The organism is Streptococcus sp. k-163, assembly GCF_013277555.1.
Lineage (GTDB): Bacteria > Bacillota > Bacilli > Lactobacillales > Streptococcaceae > Streptococcus.
Genome location: NZ_VMND01000014.1, coordinates 76,055 through 92,664 on the forward strand (window position 1 = coordinate 76,055; position 16,610 = coordinate 92,664).

Annotated in this window: 15 protein-coding genes; 4 read left to right on the forward strand and 11 right to left on the reverse strand. The window is 35.7% G+C overall.

Features of this window, described 5'->3' with window-relative positions; translation table 11 throughout:
- Window positions 1-48 precede the first annotated feature (48 nt).
- The 9 genes from mreD to HT731_RS05865 are packed head-to-tail and all read right to left on the reverse strand — an operon-like array spanning window position 49 to window position 7,825.
- A complete protein-coding gene (gene mreD, locus HT731_RS05825) occupies window positions 49-543 on the reverse strand; it encodes a rod shape-determining protein MreD (protein WP_061759638.1) in 495 nt (164 codons plus the stop codon).
- On the reverse strand, window positions 543-1,361 hold the full coding sequence (gene mreC, locus HT731_RS05830; protein ID WP_061759639.1) for a rod shape-determining protein MreC: 819 nt from the start codon (window positions 1,359-1,361) through the stop codon (window positions 543-545). Before mreC ends, mreD begins: the two co-directional genes overlap by 1 nt.
- A 58-nt stretch (window positions 1,362-1,419) precedes the next feature.
- Window positions 1,420-2,214, reverse strand: a complete 795-nt coding sequence (locus tag HT731_RS05835) for an energy-coupling factor transporter transmembrane protein EcfT (RefSeq protein ID WP_061759640.1) — start codon at window positions 2,212-2,214, stop codon at window positions 1,420-1,422.
- Window positions 2,207-3,046 carry an energy-coupling factor transporter ATPase gene (locus HT731_RS05840; protein WP_033680915.1) on the reverse strand — a complete coding sequence of 280 codons (840 nt, stop codon included), beginning with the start codon at window positions 3,044-3,046 and terminating at the stop codon, window positions 2,207-2,209. Before HT731_RS05840 ends, HT731_RS05835 begins: the two co-directional genes overlap by 8 nt.
- A complete protein-coding gene (locus HT731_RS05845) occupies window positions 3,031-3,858 on the reverse strand; it encodes an energy-coupling factor ABC transporter ATP-binding protein (RefSeq protein ID WP_033680916.1) in 828 nt (275 codons plus the stop codon). The genes HT731_RS05840 and HT731_RS05845 overlap by 16 nt, the downstream gene beginning before the upstream one ends.
- On the reverse strand, window positions 3,855-4,400 hold the full coding sequence (gene pgsA, locus HT731_RS05850) for a CDP-diacylglycerol--glycerol-3-phosphate 3-phosphatidyltransferase (RefSeq protein WP_033680917.1): 546 nt from the start codon (window positions 4,398-4,400) through the stop codon (window positions 3,855-3,857). Before pgsA ends, HT731_RS05845 begins: the two co-directional genes overlap by 4 nt.
- A 10-nt stretch (window positions 4,401-4,410) precedes the next feature.
- Window positions 4,411-5,253: a cytoskeleton protein RodZ gene (gene rodZ / locus HT731_RS05855; RefSeq protein WP_173278070.1), complete on the reverse strand. Its 843-nt coding sequence runs from the start codon at window positions 5,251-5,253 to the stop codon at window positions 4,411-4,413.
- 41 nt (window positions 5,254-5,294) lie between these two features.
- A complete protein-coding gene (locus HT731_RS05860) occupies window positions 5,295-6,578 on the reverse strand; it encodes a pitrilysin family protein (RefSeq protein ID WP_173278072.1) in 1,284 nt (427 codons plus the stop codon).
- Window positions 6,575-7,825, reverse strand: a complete 1,251-nt coding sequence (locus HT731_RS05865; protein ID WP_173278074.1) for a pitrilysin family protein — start codon at window positions 7,823-7,825, stop codon at window positions 6,575-6,577. Before HT731_RS05865 ends, HT731_RS05860 begins: the two co-directional genes overlap by 4 nt.
- Before the next feature lie 158 nt (window positions 7,826-7,983).
- Between HT731_RS05865 and yaaA the strand changes: the two genes are divergently transcribed.
- Window positions 7,984-8,352, forward strand: a complete 369-nt coding sequence (gene yaaA / locus HT731_RS05870; RefSeq protein ID WP_049487626.1) for a S4 domain-containing protein YaaA — start codon at window positions 7,984-7,986, stop codon at window positions 8,350-8,352.
- Between the two features lie 2 nt (window positions 8,353-8,354).
- Window positions 8,355-9,452, forward strand: coding sequence for a DNA replication/repair protein RecF (recF, locus tag HT731_RS05875; RefSeq protein WP_173278076.1), 1,098 nt, complete (start codon window positions 8,355-8,357; stop codon window positions 9,450-9,452).
- Window positions 9,453-9,503: 51 nt separating this feature from the next.
- Here recF and guaB read toward each other — a convergent pair whose 3' ends face one another.
- Together guaB and trpS are read right to left on the reverse strand one after the other, a co-directional pair.
- On the reverse strand, window positions 9,504-10,982 hold the full coding sequence (gene guaB, locus HT731_RS05880; protein WP_000073402.1) for an IMP dehydrogenase: 1,479 nt from the start codon (window positions 10,980-10,982) through the stop codon (window positions 9,504-9,506).
- 152 nt (window positions 10,983-11,134) lie between these two features.
- Window positions 11,135-12,160 (reverse strand): tryptophan--tRNA ligase, encoded by a 1,026-nt coding sequence (trpS, locus tag HT731_RS05885; protein WP_173278078.1) that lies wholly within the window; start codon window positions 12,158-12,160, stop codon window positions 11,135-11,137.
- Between the two features lie 205 nt (window positions 12,161-12,365).
- Between trpS and HT731_RS05890 the strand changes: the two genes are divergently transcribed.
- Window positions 12,366-13,988 (forward strand): ATP-binding cassette domain-containing protein, encoded by a 1,623-nt coding sequence (locus HT731_RS05890; protein WP_173262594.1) that lies wholly within the window; start codon window positions 12,366-12,368, stop codon window positions 13,986-13,988.
- A 61-nt stretch (window positions 13,989-14,049) separates the two neighbouring features.
- Window positions 14,050-16,602, forward strand: a complete 2,553-nt coding sequence (locus HT731_RS05895) for a YfhO family protein (RefSeq protein ID WP_173278080.1) — start codon at window positions 14,050-14,052, stop codon at window positions 16,600-16,602.
- The last annotated feature ends 8 nt before the right edge of the window (window positions 16,603-16,610 follow it).

A 16,610-nucleotide genomic window follows, 5' to 3' on the forward strand; every position in this document is an offset into this window, starting at 1 on the left:
AAAAAGGCCTAATGAATATTACACCTTTGTTACATTTTTGTTTCTTTCTTATAGATAATATTTTTCAAAAACAAACTGAAAAATAAACATCCACACAAGATTTAAAATCATTGATGGTACTAGGCTATAAACGATAAAAATCGACAAACTATCTACAGTTAAACCTACAACTAATGCAAGGAGATAAGCTCCCATATCAAATAGAAAACTCATAACAATCATAGCCAAGATTCTTGTCCAACGATTCAACAAAATAACACTATTCAATTTATGAAGAAAGGCTCCCAATAAGATAAATAAGAGAGTTGCAATCCCTATTATATGGAAAAAGTAAATATCATAAACCAAGCCCACCATAAAACAATAGACTAGATAGAGATACTCTGATACTTCGATTGTCTCAAATAAGAGAAATAGAAAAAGAAAATGACTAGCCAAATGTACATGGGGAAAGAATGAGCCAAAAAGCTGGCTAATATGGGCATCAATTAGAACAAAGAAAGGAAGCAATAAAAACACTCCAACTCGCTTCAACTGTCTCATTATGAATTCCCCACTAATTCTATCACATACACATTATGAGTATCTGCACTCAATTTAACAGTTACTTCTCGTGTCAAATAGTCCGTACTATGCGTTGTAGCAACCACTTCACCAACAGGAATATCAGCAACATTAAAGTTTCCTAATCCACCCGTTGTCACCTTATCACCTGCACTAATATCGCTATTACTATTTAATTGGCTAATTTTAAGAACTTCATTTTCCTTGTCATAGCCAACAATAATCCCATAAATTGTAGTAGAACCATGTTGAATTTTAACAGAAATCTTATCAGCATTTTCCGTATTTGTCAGAAGGTTAACCATAGTAGAGTTGTCCTCCACTTTTGAAACACTCCCAATCAAACCACCATTTGCAATGGCTAACATATTTTCAGAAACCCCTTTTGATTTGCCTGCATCCAGGGTCAATTCCTGCTTCCAAGATACTGGAGAACGCATAATAACATCTGCTGCTAAAGTCTTTGTGGCTTGCAACTTGGACTTCATATCAAGTAATTGGCGCAATTGCTCATTTTCTGTCTTTAAACTTTCCGCCTCATTTGATTTCACTTCTAATTGGTAAATCTGTTTCTTCAAACTTTCATTTTCATTATATGTTCGTGTCAAATGAGCCAAATCTGATTTGACAGAATCAAACCACTGAAAAGGTTTTTGTACAACTCTATCAACCAATGAGATTCCATCTCCTAATTTTGTCACAATTGTACTTGAATAAGTCGTCGCTAAGAGAGCTGACACAAGCAGAACGGTGACAAAAATAATAATGACATATTTTGATTTTTTAAAACGGTTCATATCCCTACCTTTATATCAAAAACTGTTACAGTAATTTTTTATCAATTCCTGAAAGCTACTAAGATTTTAAGAAAAATAAGCAACAACCAAGTACGAGAATAACAAGAATAGTCAGCGTATCCTTTCGAGTCCATTCCAATTGTCGGTATTGACTTCTGCCTTTTCCACCCTGATAACCACGCGCTTCCATAGCGATAGCCAAGGAATCCGCACGTTTTAAACTTGTTGCAAAAAGAGGAATCAAAATGGGAATCATAGCCTTCACCTTTTGAACAATGCTTCCTTCACCAAAATCCACTCCACGCGCTTTCTGTGCATTCATAATCCGCGTCGTATCATCCATTAATGTCGGAACAAAACGCAAACTCATGGACAGCATTAAGCCAATTTCATGAACTGGAACTTTCACACGCTTTAAAGGTGCTAACAAAGCTTCGACAGCTGATGCTAAACTTAATGGCATAGTCGTTAGGGTTAACAAAGTTGAAAAGAAAATAATCAATACAAAGCGACAAAAAATAATTCCAGCTTGTTGCAAAGCATAATCCGTGATTCTCACAAACGAAAACTCAAATAAAATATTCCCATTAGAAATGAAGAACAATTGAAAAATAGTTGTGAAGGCAATCAAGAAAAACATAGACTTCAAGCCCTGAATAAAAAATGAAAGAGATACTCCTGACAAGGCAATAAATATCCCTGTCGCTACAAAAAGAATTAGATTCGTCAAGGGATTATTAGCCCAAAACACAATCAAAATCAGTAGCATCATAGCCAGTAATTTGCTACGTGGATCCAATCTGTGAACAATCGAATCCCCTGGGATATAACGCCCCAAAATCATACTATCCATTTAGCGACTCCTTGAACTCCTCTATCTTAATCGGTAATCGTTTAAATGACACGCCTCTATCAGCCAATCGTTTACAAAAGGCTGTAATTTTAGGTACTCCCAACTGCACTTCTTCCATAAAGACAACATCTTGAAAGACATCACTCGGTTTACCCCCTTTAACCAAACGTCCCTTTTCCATCACATAGACTTGATTCGCATATTCAGCCACATCATCCATCAAATGCGTTACCAAAACGATGGTCATCCCTGACTGGTGGAGTTTTTTGAACAAATTCATCAACTCTTTTCTCCCCAGAGGATCCAAGCCTGCTGTGGGTTCATCTAAGACTAATATAGCTGGCTCCATGGCAAGTATGCCTGCAATGGCAACACGTCTCATTTGTCCACCTGATAGCTCAAATGGGCTACGATTAAAAAGTGATTCATTAATTCCAACCAGAGCCAGTTTCTCACGCGCAATCTTCTCTGCATCTTCTTCAGAAACTCCAAAATTTTGCGGTCCAAAAGCAACGTCTTTCAAAACCGTTTCTTCAAAAATCTGATTTTCGGCAAACTGAAATACCAAGCCAACCTGTTTTCTAATTTGACGAATATCTTTATTTTTAGAAGTCGAGGTGATTAAGGTATCAAAAACCCGCACACTCCCTTGACTTGGCACCAATAAACCATTTAAAAGTTGTAAAATAGTTGATTTGCCACTACCTGTGTGGCCAATTAAAGCCGTATAAGAACCATCTTCAATCGTCAAAGAAACATCTGACAAAGCTGTTGAAGCTAAGGGAGTCCCTTCTTGATATGTAAAACTCACATTTTCTAGAGCAATTCCCATAGTTTATTCTCTAGCTCACTTTCTGTCAAATAATTTTCAGGTAAATCATAGCCATTCTGGATCAAGGAATGTCTTAATTGATTAGCAAAAGGATCGTCTAATCCAATTTGATCTAAATCATTTCGAGAGAAAAGTTCTCTTGGACTGTTGGTTGATTCAATCGACCCTTTTTTCATGACCAATACGCGGTCACTCATGGCAACTTCTTCCAAATCATGTGTAATGGAAATGACTGTCATATCGTAGTCTTTTCGAATTCCTTTTACTGTCTCAATCAGTTCTCTACGCCCCTCGGGATCCAACATACTCGTCGCCTCATCTAAGATTAGAATCGCTGGTCTTAGGGCTACAACACCTGCAATGGCCACACGTTGCTTTTGGCCGCCTGATAGACGCGCTGGCTCTCTCTTTTTAAAGTCCAACATGCCTACCAAATCCAGAGCTTCTTCCACTCTTTTTTTCATTTCTTGACGAGAAAGTCCCTGATTTTCCAAACCAAAGGCAACATCATCTTCAACAGTCGCTCCAACAAATTGATTGTCTGGATTTTGAAAAACCATACCGATTTGACGACGTATATTCCAAACATTTTCCTCAGTCAAACGTTGGTCATCAATTACAATCTCTCCAGATTCCGCTTCCAGTAAGCCGTCAATTAATCGAACCGTCGTTGATTTACCACTACCATTATGCCCTACAATCGAAAGCCATTCTCCACGTTTCACGTGAAACGTAATACCCTTCACATCATAGTATTCTTGACTTTCCTTATAACGAAAAGAAAGATTTTTTACATCAATTATTGATTTCATTTCGAACCAAATGTCCCTTTAAATACATAGGCACTACCCTTGAAATAATCATAGCCAGAGTAGATAGTGAAAAATAAGGCTACATAAAGTAGAACTTGGCCAAGCAAAGTCCAATGTAATAGCAAGAAAATAATGGCAAACATCTGACTGAAAGTTTTAATTTTTCCAGGCATTGCTGCTGCTAAAACCGTTCCACCAGTTTCAACCAATAAAAGCCTTAAACCTGTCACAGCTAACTCACGACAGATAATCACTGCAACAATCCAAGCTGGAGCCATACCTAACTCAATCAGCATAATAAAAGCCGACATAACTAGTAGTTTATCCGCCATAGGATCCGCAAATTTACCGAAATTACTGACCACATTCCATTTACGAGCTAAATATCCATCTAAATAATCTGTAATACTGGCAATAGCAAAGATAATAGCCGCTACCATATGACTCTCTATCGAATTTCCTACCGTTAAAATAAAGATAAAGATGGGAATAAAGAAAATTCGACCTATTGTTAAGAGATTTGGAATTTGTTCTTTTTTCATTTGTTTTTCCTTAATTCTTAGTAAAGGTTATTGTAATTGTCCCAGTATAAGCTGTTAATTTAGATAAATTCACAGTCTGATTATCTACTGTCAAAGCAACACTTTTTACAACACCTAAAGTAATGGTTACAGAATTTTTAGTTGAAACGGTTGTTTCCACACTTTTATTATCCGGTGATAAGGTCACTCCACCCTCAAGTTCACTTTCTGAAATACTAACCCAACTTCTAGCATCTGAAACCGATAATTGCAATTTTGCAGTTTCCTTACTTGTTTTATAAGCTATTTCTACATGATTTCCTTCACCTGATACACTTATAGCTGATTCTACACTAGAAGAACTGCTAGATGAACTACTACTTGAGGATTGAGGAACAGAGCTAGTTGAACTTATTGAACTTGTTGATTGAACCACACTGTAATTAGAAAGAGCAGACCCCTCTGGTTGAGTTTGAATATAGTTCCAAACATAATAGGTCACAAAAATTAAAATCGATAAAGCAAAAAGGATAAAATAAAATAAAGGTAAAAATGATGTTTTTTTCTTCTTTTTCTTATTTGAACGTCTACGACCTGTCAACTCATCTTCATCAACGTCTACTTCCTCATAAGTAATCATACTCCCAGAATCATAAGCATCCAAAACAATTTGGTCATCTAATTCAACAGCCCAGGCATATTTTTTCAAGAAAGAACGCGTGTAAAAAGGACTTGGAAGTTGATCGAAATCGTCTGCTTCCATTGCTTCCAACATATCTAACTGGATTTCTGTCTTTTTCTGCAATTCATCTAAACTCAATCCCTGATTGATTCTAGCTAATCGTAAAACCTCACCAATTGTTTTTTTCCTCATACTTGTCATCCCTTCTTTCTAGTGTCTATTATGATAGGTTACTACGATGGGAATATTGTAAAATCAACTATATCCCCTTCATCTATTAAGTGATGCCCTGCTTCAAGGACATCCTCTAAAGTAATTTCCTGTAAAATCTTTGGTAAATCAAAAATTGTCTCACCATGTTCAAAAACATCATATTGCGTTGCAATAAATTCAAGAGAGTTCATGCTACTGAAAATTTCTCCAAACATCTCTCTTTTGATAATATCTAAATGATCCTCTGTAATATCTAAATCCTTTGTAAAATTACGAATGGCCTTCCTAAATTGATGAGATAAAGCAACTGGCTCTTTTGTATCCATTGTCAACATGACAAAATGAAAGCGACTTGTTACTTCAATTTCAAGAGATAAGGATGCGTCAATTTTACCTGATTCATATAATTTTTGAAAACGATCCGAAGTCCAACCAAACATCATTGCAAACAATAATTTTAATAAAATATTATGTCGATAACATTCCGCATCAGCAACTTCTCGATTACCTCTAATCCCAATCGCTAGTTTGGGAGAAGATACATCCATTCTCATACTGTCTGTTTGCTGTACATCTTGTAAAACAAATTTTTCTCTTACTACTTCCTGAACATCTAAAACTTTTAGTTCTTTTCTTTCAAAGTAGTCCTGAACTCGCTCCACATCAAAATTACCAACTAAAAACAGAGACATGTTTACAGGTTTGTAAAACCTTGTAAAATTTTCTTGCAAATTAGTTAGATTGATTTGGGAAATGGACTCCTCACTTCCAACAATATCAGTTGCTAAAGGTGTGCTAGGATACAAATTCGCTAAAGTTGAAAAGAATAAACACGAATCTGGATCATCTTGATACATTTCTCGTTCTTGCTGGATAATATTCTGCTCTCTTAAAACGGAATCTTCAGTAAAGTGTGCTGATGTTACCAATTCATCAAGTAACTCTAAATTTTCTAAAAAATGATCCGTTGCTGAAAAAAGATAGTTTGTTTTTGTAAAGCTTGTAAAGGCATTACTATCTGCACCTAGACTCGTAAAAGCCGACAGCAAATCGCTAGAATCTTTTCTCTCAAACAATTTATGTTCAAGAAAATGAGCAATTCCTGCAGGATAGCTTTTTACATCTCCGTCAACTTCTGTGACAAGCGTATCTACCGAACCAAACTGTATAGTTACACTCCCGTAAACCTCTTTAAATTCTTTTTTAGGCAAAAGAGCAACTGTCAATCCATTTGATAAACGAGTTCGATAAACCATTTCTTTTACAGCTGGATAGTATTTTTCTTCAAAAACAACCTTTGTCATTCTATTCCTTCCATAAAGTAAATCGCCTGTAATTTCACATTATTAGCTGCTCTACAAATATCATCTTTGTCAACTTGCTCGAGCTTTTCAATCCAAGTTTTAAAGTCTGCTGAAGATTTCCCAAGTAAAGAATTTTGATAAGCACGTTCAATCAATGAAGATTGATTATCTTGAGAAAGTAACAAAGACCGACGAATCATTTCCTTGGTCTGCTCTAGCTCAAGCTCTGTAAAATATCCTTTTTTTAAATCGATCAGTTGATTATTCATCATTTTACGAGCCTGGTTCCGATTTTCTCGATTGATACCAGCATACATCCTCAAGAATCCACTAAACAAATCGAGCTGACTTGAAATAGTATAAGCCAATCCAGCATTTTCACGGACATTTGTAAATAGTTTAGAGTGAGCAAATCCACCAAGTAAACCATTCATTACAATCATGGGTAAATGTTGCTCATCACCATATTCAGAAGGGCAATGATAACCTAATTCCAAAATGGATTGTCCCACATTTTTCCGAACCATACCTTCCTGAAGGATATTGGAATAAGGTTGACAATACTGAACCTTCACATCTCCTTTTCGACCTTTAAAGCCAAATGATTCTAATACATTTTGAATTTCAACCTCATTAAAATCACCTAGGAAAAAGAAATCTATTCGATCATTGGCCAAAAATTCTTGGAAACAAGAATAAGAACTTTGTGGAGTTTCAGCTAAAATACGATTTCGTAAATCATTATATTCCAATTGGAGACGTTCATCATAAAAAAATAATTTATCCAATTCTTTATGTGCAAAATAAAACGAATCATCCATATCAGCTACTAAACTTGCTAGCAATTGTTTTTTCTCAATTTCAAATAAGGCCGAATCAAACCCATTATCAACTACTACGGGTGAAAAAAGAGTTTCTTTTACAAGTTCTAAAACCTGAGAAGTTAGCACATTTTTCCTACTTAAAAACTCATCACGAACATAGGCAAATGTCAATTCTACAATGTGACTTTGCCCTCTTCTGAAACAATTGGTTGACATATCTGTACCGTATAGACTGGCCAAATGTTTTCTCAAATCTTGAGAAGTGGGGTACATCTGATTAGCAGTCTCTAGCATACTCGCACTCAACATGCGACCTGCAATCGTATCAAGAGATAATGGAGCGGTAAAACGCACGGTGATTTTGTTCGTTTTAAACTTTTTTGATTGGATAAAATGTGTTGAAATTCCATGCACTAACTCCATGATTTACCTCCTTATATACAGACTTCTATTATATCACGAAAAGCTGAAATTTTCTTGTTCTCTGTAACACTTTTGAAATAAAAATCGCTTACATTTCTCCCTGTTTCTCTCACTATTTTTAGGAAAATATGGTATAATACCAAAGATTGAGGTGAATTATGGAATACAAACTATTTGAAGAATTTATTACCCTCCAAGCACTACTCAAAGAACTTGGAATTACACATAGCGGAGGAGCTATCAAATCATTTCTCTCTGAACATTCTGTTTACTTTAATGGGGAATTAGAGAGTCGTCGTGGTAAAAAACTTCGTATTGGCGATAAAGTTGACATCCCTGACATGAATATTGACATCTTGTTGACACAACCTACTTCTGAGGAGCAAGAGGAATACCAAGCTGATAAAGTTGAAAAAGAACGAATCGCTAAGCTTGTTAAGGAGATGAATAAGGGAGTAAAAAAAGATAAATCAAAACCTACTTCTTCACCCAAAAGCAAACAAGCTCCGCGATTCCCTGGTAGATAATCATGTGGCTACAACATCTATCTCTCAAAACTTTTCGTAACTATAAAGAGACGAAAATAGACTTTAATCCTAAATTAAATGTCTTTTTAGGACGCAATGCACAAGGTAAAACAAATATGTTAGAGGCTATCTATTTTTTAGCCTTAACACGTAGTCATCGAACTCGAACAGATAAAAATCTCATTCATTTTGATGAGGAACAACTCCATCTTTCAGGTCTTGTTCAGAAAAAAACTGGATCTATTCCTCTCGAAATCGAACTAACACAAAAAGGACGTGTGACAAAAGTGAATCACTTAAAGCAGGCACGACTTTCAGATTACGTAGGACACATGAATGTTGTCTTATTTGCTCCGGAAGATTTACAACTAATTAAAGGAGCACCTTCGATTCGACGAAAATTTATTGATATGGAGCTTGGACAAATTAAGCCAATCTATTTATCTGACTTAACCAATTATAACCATATCCTTAAGCAAAGAAATACCTATTTAAAATCAGCTCAAACAATAGATGAAACCTTCCTTTCAGTCTTAGATGATCAGCTAGTCGATTATGGATGTCGTGTAATGAATCACCGCTTAGATTTCATAAAAAAACTAGAAGCATTTGGGCGTAAGAAACATTTTGAACTTTCTAATCAGATTGAAGAGCTGTCAATATCCTATCAATCTTCTGTCAAGATAACTGACAAAGAAGACTTATCAGAATCTTTCAAAATTGCTTTAGAAAAAAGCAGGTCTAGAGATTTATTTAAAAAGAATACTGGTATTGGGCCTCATCGAGATGATATTTCTTTTTATATAAATGGGATGGATGCTAGTTTTGGAAGTCAAGGTCAACATCGTAGTCTCGTCCTCTCGATAAAATTAGCAGAAATCGAATTAATGGAAAGTATTACTACAGAGTCTCCAATATTACTGCTTGACGATGTTATGAGCGAACTTGACAACACTAGACAACTAAAATTATTAGAAACGATTTCACATTCAATTCAAACCTTTATCACAACAACAAGCTTAGATCATCTTCAAAATCTGCCAGAAAATCTAAGTATATTTACTATTCAGGATGGTAAAGTTGCTGTAAATGAAAGTTGACAATATTGTAAAAGAACTCCTGTTTTTACTGGAGTTCTTTTCATTGTTTTTTTACATAGAATAATTTGGTGCTTCATTAGTAATTTGTACATCATGAGGATGGCTTTCTTTCAAACCAGCACCAGACATTTCAATAAACTGAGCATTATCATGCAACTCTTTAAGGTTAGCTGCACCACAGTAACCCATACCAGAGCGAATACCACCAATCATTTGGAAAACAATATCAGCTGCCGCTCCTTTATAAGCAACACGACCTTCAATTCCTTCTGGAACAAGTTTGTTTGCTTCATTGACAGAACCTTGGAAGTAACGATCGCTTGAACCTTTCTTCATAGCAGCAATTGATCCCATACCACGGTAAGTCTTAAACTTACGTCCTTGGAAGATTTCAGTTTCGCCTGGAGCTTCATCAGTTCCAGCAAACATTGATCCAAGCATAACTGCATTTCCACCTGCAGCAAGGGCTTTTACAATATCTCCAGAATACTTGATTCCACCGTCAGCAATGATCGTTTTACCATATTCACGCGCAACAGCTGCAGCATCGTAGATAGCTGTTACTTGCGGAACACCAACACCAGCAATCACACGAGTTGTACAGATTGAACCTGGTCCAATACCAACCTTGACAACGTCTACACCTGCTTCATAAAGGGCACGTGCACCTTCAGCAGTAGCAATATTTCCAGCAATCAATGTACGATCTGGGAAATGAGCACGAATCTCAGCAATTTTACGTAGAACCCCAGCAGAATGACCATGCGCAGTATCAATAACAATCGCATCTGCTCCTGCTTCAAAAAGAGCCTCTGCACGTTCAAATGTATCTGAAGTAACACCTACTGCACCTGCAACTAGAAGACGACCAAATTCATCTTTCGCCGCATTTGGAAACTCAATAACTTTTTCAATATCTTTAATAGTAATCAAACCAGAAAGACGACCTTCTTCATCTACCAACGGAAGTTTTTCAATACGGTGTTCTTGAAGAATGCTCTCAGCTATTGCAAGATCTGTACCCACAGGAGCAGTCACAAGATTTTCACTAGTCATATGGTTTGAGATTGGTTGGTTATAATCTGAAATAAAACGAAGATCTCGGTTTGTCAAAATACCAACCAATTTACGATTTTCCAGTGTTTCAACAACTGGAACACCACTGATGCGGTAACGACCCATAAGCTCATCTGCTTCAGCAATTGTATGTTCAGGCGTCAAGAAGAACGGATCAATAATAACCCCATTTTCAGAACGTTTTACCTTGCGAACCTCATCTGCTTGTTGAGCAATTGACATGTTTTTATGGATAACTCCGAGACCACCTGCACGAGCAATAGCAATAGCCATTTGACTCTCTGTTACTGTGTCCATAGCAGCGGTAATAATTGGGATATTTAAAGTCAAATTATCTGCCAATTTAGTTGTTAAATCTGCATCGTTAGGCAACACATGACTTTCAGCTGGAATAAGCAATACATCATCAAAGGTAAAACCTTTTTTCAAAAATTTAGTGTCCCAATTAGACATTCGAAGTTTCCTCTTTTCTTTCTTTTTGAGCTTGACTCTTTTTATATTGTATCTATCATACCATTCTATAAAAATTTGTCAAATGTTACAGGAGTAAATAAAAAAACTATCTTTTCTTTGAGATAGAAATGATAGTTTCTTGTAAAATAAACTTAGTTAAAGTAATGAAGTCCCATTGCTCCTTTAACTTCAGATAGAGTTTGACCTGCAACTTCACGCGCTCTTTCACTACCTTTTTGAAGCATATTATAAACTTCTCCCATATCCTTAGCAAATTCGATACGGCGCTCACGAACAGGACCCAGTTCACGTTCTAATATTTCAAGTAGATAACGCTTGGTCTTCACATCACCAAGACCACCTCGTTGATAATGTTCTTTCATTTCAGCAATTTCTTGAGCATCTTCTGGACGACCAAAAACATCTAGATAATGGAAAACCATATTTCCTTCAATTTTACCTGGATCCTCAACGCGGATATGATCTGGATCTGTATACATACTCATTACTTTTTTACGCAAAGTATCCGCATCATCAGCTAAATAAATACCGTTATTGAGTGATTTAGACATTTTAGCATTTCCATCTAAACCAGGTAAACGACCTGCTCTCTCATTTTCTGGATAAATACCTTCCGGCTCTACCAAGACATCACAGTTATATGCATTGTTAAAAGAACGAACAATTTCACGAGTTTGCTCAATCATTGGTTTCTGATCTGTCCCAACAGGAACATAGTTAGCCTTGAAAGCTGTAATGTCAGCTGCTTGAGCGATTGGATAGACCAAAAATCCTGTCGGAATACTTTCTCCAAATCCTTTTTGAGCAATCTCTGTCTTGACAGTTGGATTGCGCTCCAAACGTGCTAATGAAACTAGATTCATATAGTACATAGATAGTTCAGCCAACTCTGGAATCTGACTTTGAATAAAGATAGTTGACTTACTTGGATCCAATCCAACTGCAAGATAATCCAAAGCAACATTTCCGATAGACTCTACAATTGTTTGAGGTTCTTTAGCATGATCTGTCAAAGCTTGTTGGTCAGCCAAGAACACAAACATATCATACTTATCCTCTTCCTGTAATAATACTCGATTTTTGAGACTTCCAACATAATGTCCAATATGCAATTTTCCTGTTGGACGGTCTCCTGTTAAAATAATGGGTTTAGTCATTTTATTCTCCTTCGATATGGTCCCTTCAATTATAGCATTTTTTTAATGAAATAACCGCAATTTATCAAAATAAATCAACCTTGCTATTTCCGACTTTATGTAAAGTATACTGTAAATCTAATTTACACAAAATTGACACATAAAAATTTGAATATTTCTATATTTTCTAGTAGAATAAATATATTACACATATAGGAGAAAAACATTGCTTACAGTATCTGATGTTTCACTACGTTTTAGTGATCGTAAACTTTTTGATGATGTCAATATCAAATTTACAGAAGGAAATACTTATGGATTAATCGGTGCTAATGGTGCCGGAAAATCAACCTTTTTAAAAATTTTAGCTGGAGATATCGAACCTACTACTGGTCACATCTCTCTTGGTCCAGATGAACGTCTCTCTGTTCTTCGTCAAAATCACTTTGACTATGAAGACGAACGTGCAATTGACGTCGTTATCATGGGAAATGAAAAACTTTATAGCATCATGAAAGAGAAAGATGCTATCTACATGAAGGAAGATTTCTCAGATGAGGATGGCGTCCGTGCTGCCGAACTTGAAGGAGAGTTTGCCGAACTTGGAGGTTGGGAGGCAGAGAGTGAAGCCTCTCAACTCCTTCAAAACCTAAACATTCCAGAAGAATTACACTACCAAAATATGAGCGAATTGGCCAACGGTGAGAAAGTAAAGGTTCTCCTCGCCAAAGCACTTTTTGGTAAACCAGATGTTCTTCTCTTGGACGAGCCTACCAACGGTTTAGACATCCAATCTATTACTTGGTTAGAAGACTTCTTGATTGACTTTGATAACACCGTTATCGTAGTATCCCACGACCGTCACTTCTTAAACAAAGTATGTACTCACATGGCCGACCTTGACTTTGGAAAAATCAAACTCTATGTCGGAAACTACGACTTCTGGAAGGAATCTTCTGAACTCGCTGCTAAATTGCTAGCAGACCGTAATGCTAAGGCGGAAGAAAAAATTAAGCAACTCCAAGAATTCGTTGCTCGCTTCTCTGCTAACGCATCTAAATCTAAACAAGCAACTTCCCGTAAAAAGATGCTTGATAAGATTGTCTTAGAAGAAATCATTCCATCTAGCCGTAAATACCCATTTATCAACTTTAAAGCTGAACGTGAAATTGGTAATGATCTCTTGACAGTAGAAAATCTATCTGTCAAGATTGACGGTGAAACTATTCTTGATAACATTAGCTTCATCTTGCGTCCAGGTGATAAGACAGCGCTCATTGGACAAAATGACATCCAAACAACTGCCTTGATTCGTGCAATCATGGGGGACATTGACTATGAAGGAACTGTCAAGTGGGGAGTAACTACTAGCCGTTCTTACTTGCCAAAAGATAACTCGGCAGATTTTGCAGGAGGAGAGTCAATCCTTGACTGGTTGCGTCAATTCGCAAGTAAAGAAGAAGATGACAATACTTTCCTACGTGGCTTCCTCGGCCGTATGCTCTTCTCTGGAGATGAAGTTAACAAACCTGTAAATGTCTTGTCAGGGGGAGAAAAAGTTCGTGTCATGCTTTCAAAACTCATGCTCTTAAAATCAAATGTCCTTGTACTTGATGATCCAACCAATCACTTGGACTTGGAATCTATCTCAAGCTTGAATGATGGATTGAAAAACTTTAAAGAATCAATCATCTTTGCCAGCCATGACCATGAGTTTATTCAAACTCTAGCTAACCATATCATTGTCTTGTCTAAAAATGGCGTCATTGACCGTATCGATGAAACCTATGATGAATTCCTAGAAAATGCAGAAGTACAAGCAAAAGTTAAAGAACTTTGGAAAGACTAAATAAAACTTCAAAACTCAGTTGGATTAACCAGCTGAGTTTTATATCATTCTACGAGGTAACATGAAATCATTTTTTAAAACATATTGGGCCTATTTTGTTTCTTTTATCATTCCTGTAGTCATTATGACAGGAGTATACCTATCTCAAGGTATCTACTGGAATAGCGATACATCTCCTCTATTAGGAGACGGTTTCCATCAATACGTTATTTTTGATGTAGCTTTACGAAATATTTTACATGGAAATGGCAGTTTGTTTTACACCTTTACAAGTGGCCTCGGACTGAATTTCTATGCTCTATCTAGTTATTACTTGGGTAGCTTTCTTTCACCTCTGGTTTACTTTTTTAATCTGTCGAATATGCCAGATGCTGTTTATCTGACCACTCTCTTAAAATTTGGATTGATTGGTCTGTCAACCTTCTTTAGTTTAAATAGATTATTTAAAGATATCCCAAAATTTTTAAAACTGGCTTTATCTGCTTCCTATGCTCTGATGAGTTTCTCTGTCAGTCAACTAGAGATAAAAACTTGGCTAGATGTTTTTATTTTGATTCCTTTCATTATCACTGGTTTACACCTGCTTATCACTGAAAATAAATTCCTATTGTACTTTACAAGTTTGTCAATTTTGTTTATTCAAAATTATTATTTTGGCTATATGACAGCTTTATTTCTTATTTTCTGGTATCTCTGTCAAATTTCATGGGACTTTAAGACTCGAAAATCATCTTTTCTTGATTTCATAATCACCTCCTTTTTAGCTGGTATTGCTAGCTTGATTATGACTCTTCCCACTCTGTTTGATTTACAGACACATGGAGAAAAATTGACTGAAGTTACAAAGTTTCAAACTGAAAATAGCTGGTACCTTGATCTCTTTGCTAAGCAATTCATTGGCTCCTTTGACACAACAAAGTATGGGGCTATCCCAATGATTTTTGTTGGACTACTTCCCTTTATTTTGACCATTTTATTTTTTACGCTGAAATCTATTAAGTTTCACGTGAAACTTATCTATGCAATTTTCTTTGCATTTCTAATTGCCAGCTTTTATATTGAAGTTCTTGATTTATTTTGGCAAGGCATGCATACTCCAAACATGTTTTTACATCGCTATGCTTGGATTTTCTCTACCTTGTTAATTTACACAGCAGCGGAAGTCTTAAATCGTCTGAAAGAAATTAAAATCTGGAATTTTTTAGTTTCGCTTTTTTTTATAGTAACAGGATTTTTAGCTACCATCTATCTAAAATCGCATTATTCTTTTTTAACAGATTTGAATATTCTGCTTACTCTTGAATTTTTGGTTGTCTATTCGCTTTTACTCCTTGCAGTTATCAAAAAGTTTATCTCTGTAAATCTATTTGCCATTCTAATCTCTTTATTTATAATGGTTGAAATGAGTTTAAATGCTTCATCTCAAATGGACGGAATTGCTAAAGAATGGGGTTTTGCTTCTCGAAGTTCATATAATCGAGATATCCCAGCTATGGAATCTTTCTCAACATATATTGGAAATCAATTTACTCGTACTGAAAAACTACAAACTCAAACAGGAAATGACAGTATGAAATTCAACTACAATGGAATCTCTCAATTTTCATCTGTTCGAAATCGTTCAGCAAGCTCTACTTTGGATAAACTTGGGTTTAAATCCTCTGGGACTAATCTAAATCTCCGTTATGCCAATAATAGTATTTTGGCTGATAGTTTATTTGGTATCCAGTACAATATCTCAGACAGTCCTATTACTAAGTATGGTTTTAAAGATATCTATCAAAAAGATAATCTTACCCTATATGAAAATCAATACTCTCTTCCGATTGCATTTGCTAGTCAATCTGTTTACAATGATGTCAAGTTCAATGAACATACCTTGGATAATCAGGCCTCGTTTTTAAATCAACTTGCTAACGTCAATTTTGATTATTTTTCTCCAATACCCTATGAAAAAACGGAAAAAATAGAAAATACTAATGATTTGATTAGTATCACAAGTTCTTCAAATGAGGATGCAGCAATCCAGTATCAAATTGAAGTACCAGAAAACAGTCAAGTTTATCTTTCTTTCACAAACCTTCACTTTTCTAATGATAAACAAAAGAAGATTGACATTCTTGTCAACGGAGAGAAGAAAATTTTTACAACTGATAATGTTTTCTCCTTCTTTAATCTAGGCTATACAAAAGAGAAAAAAACTTTCAATATTAATGTTAGTTTCCCTGGAAATTCACAAGTATCATTTGAATCTCCTACCTTCTACCGTTTAGATACCCAAACTTTAACTGAGGCTATTCAAAAAATCAAAGAGCAACCTGTAACAGTATCAACTTCTAAAAACAAGGTTTTTACTACATATGATGTCAAACAAGATACGTCCATTTTCTTTACCATTCCTTATGACAAAGGTTGGTCTGCCTACCAAGATGGTAAGAAAATAGAAATTAAACAAGCTCAAACTGGCTTTATGAAAGTTGACATCCCTAAGGGAAAAGGAACTATTACACTTTCCTTCATTCCCAATGGTTTTATTACTGGAGCAATCTGTTCCTTTACTTCTCTTTTACTATTTGGAATCTATAATCACAAACGAAAATCATCTAAGACATAAAAAAATCG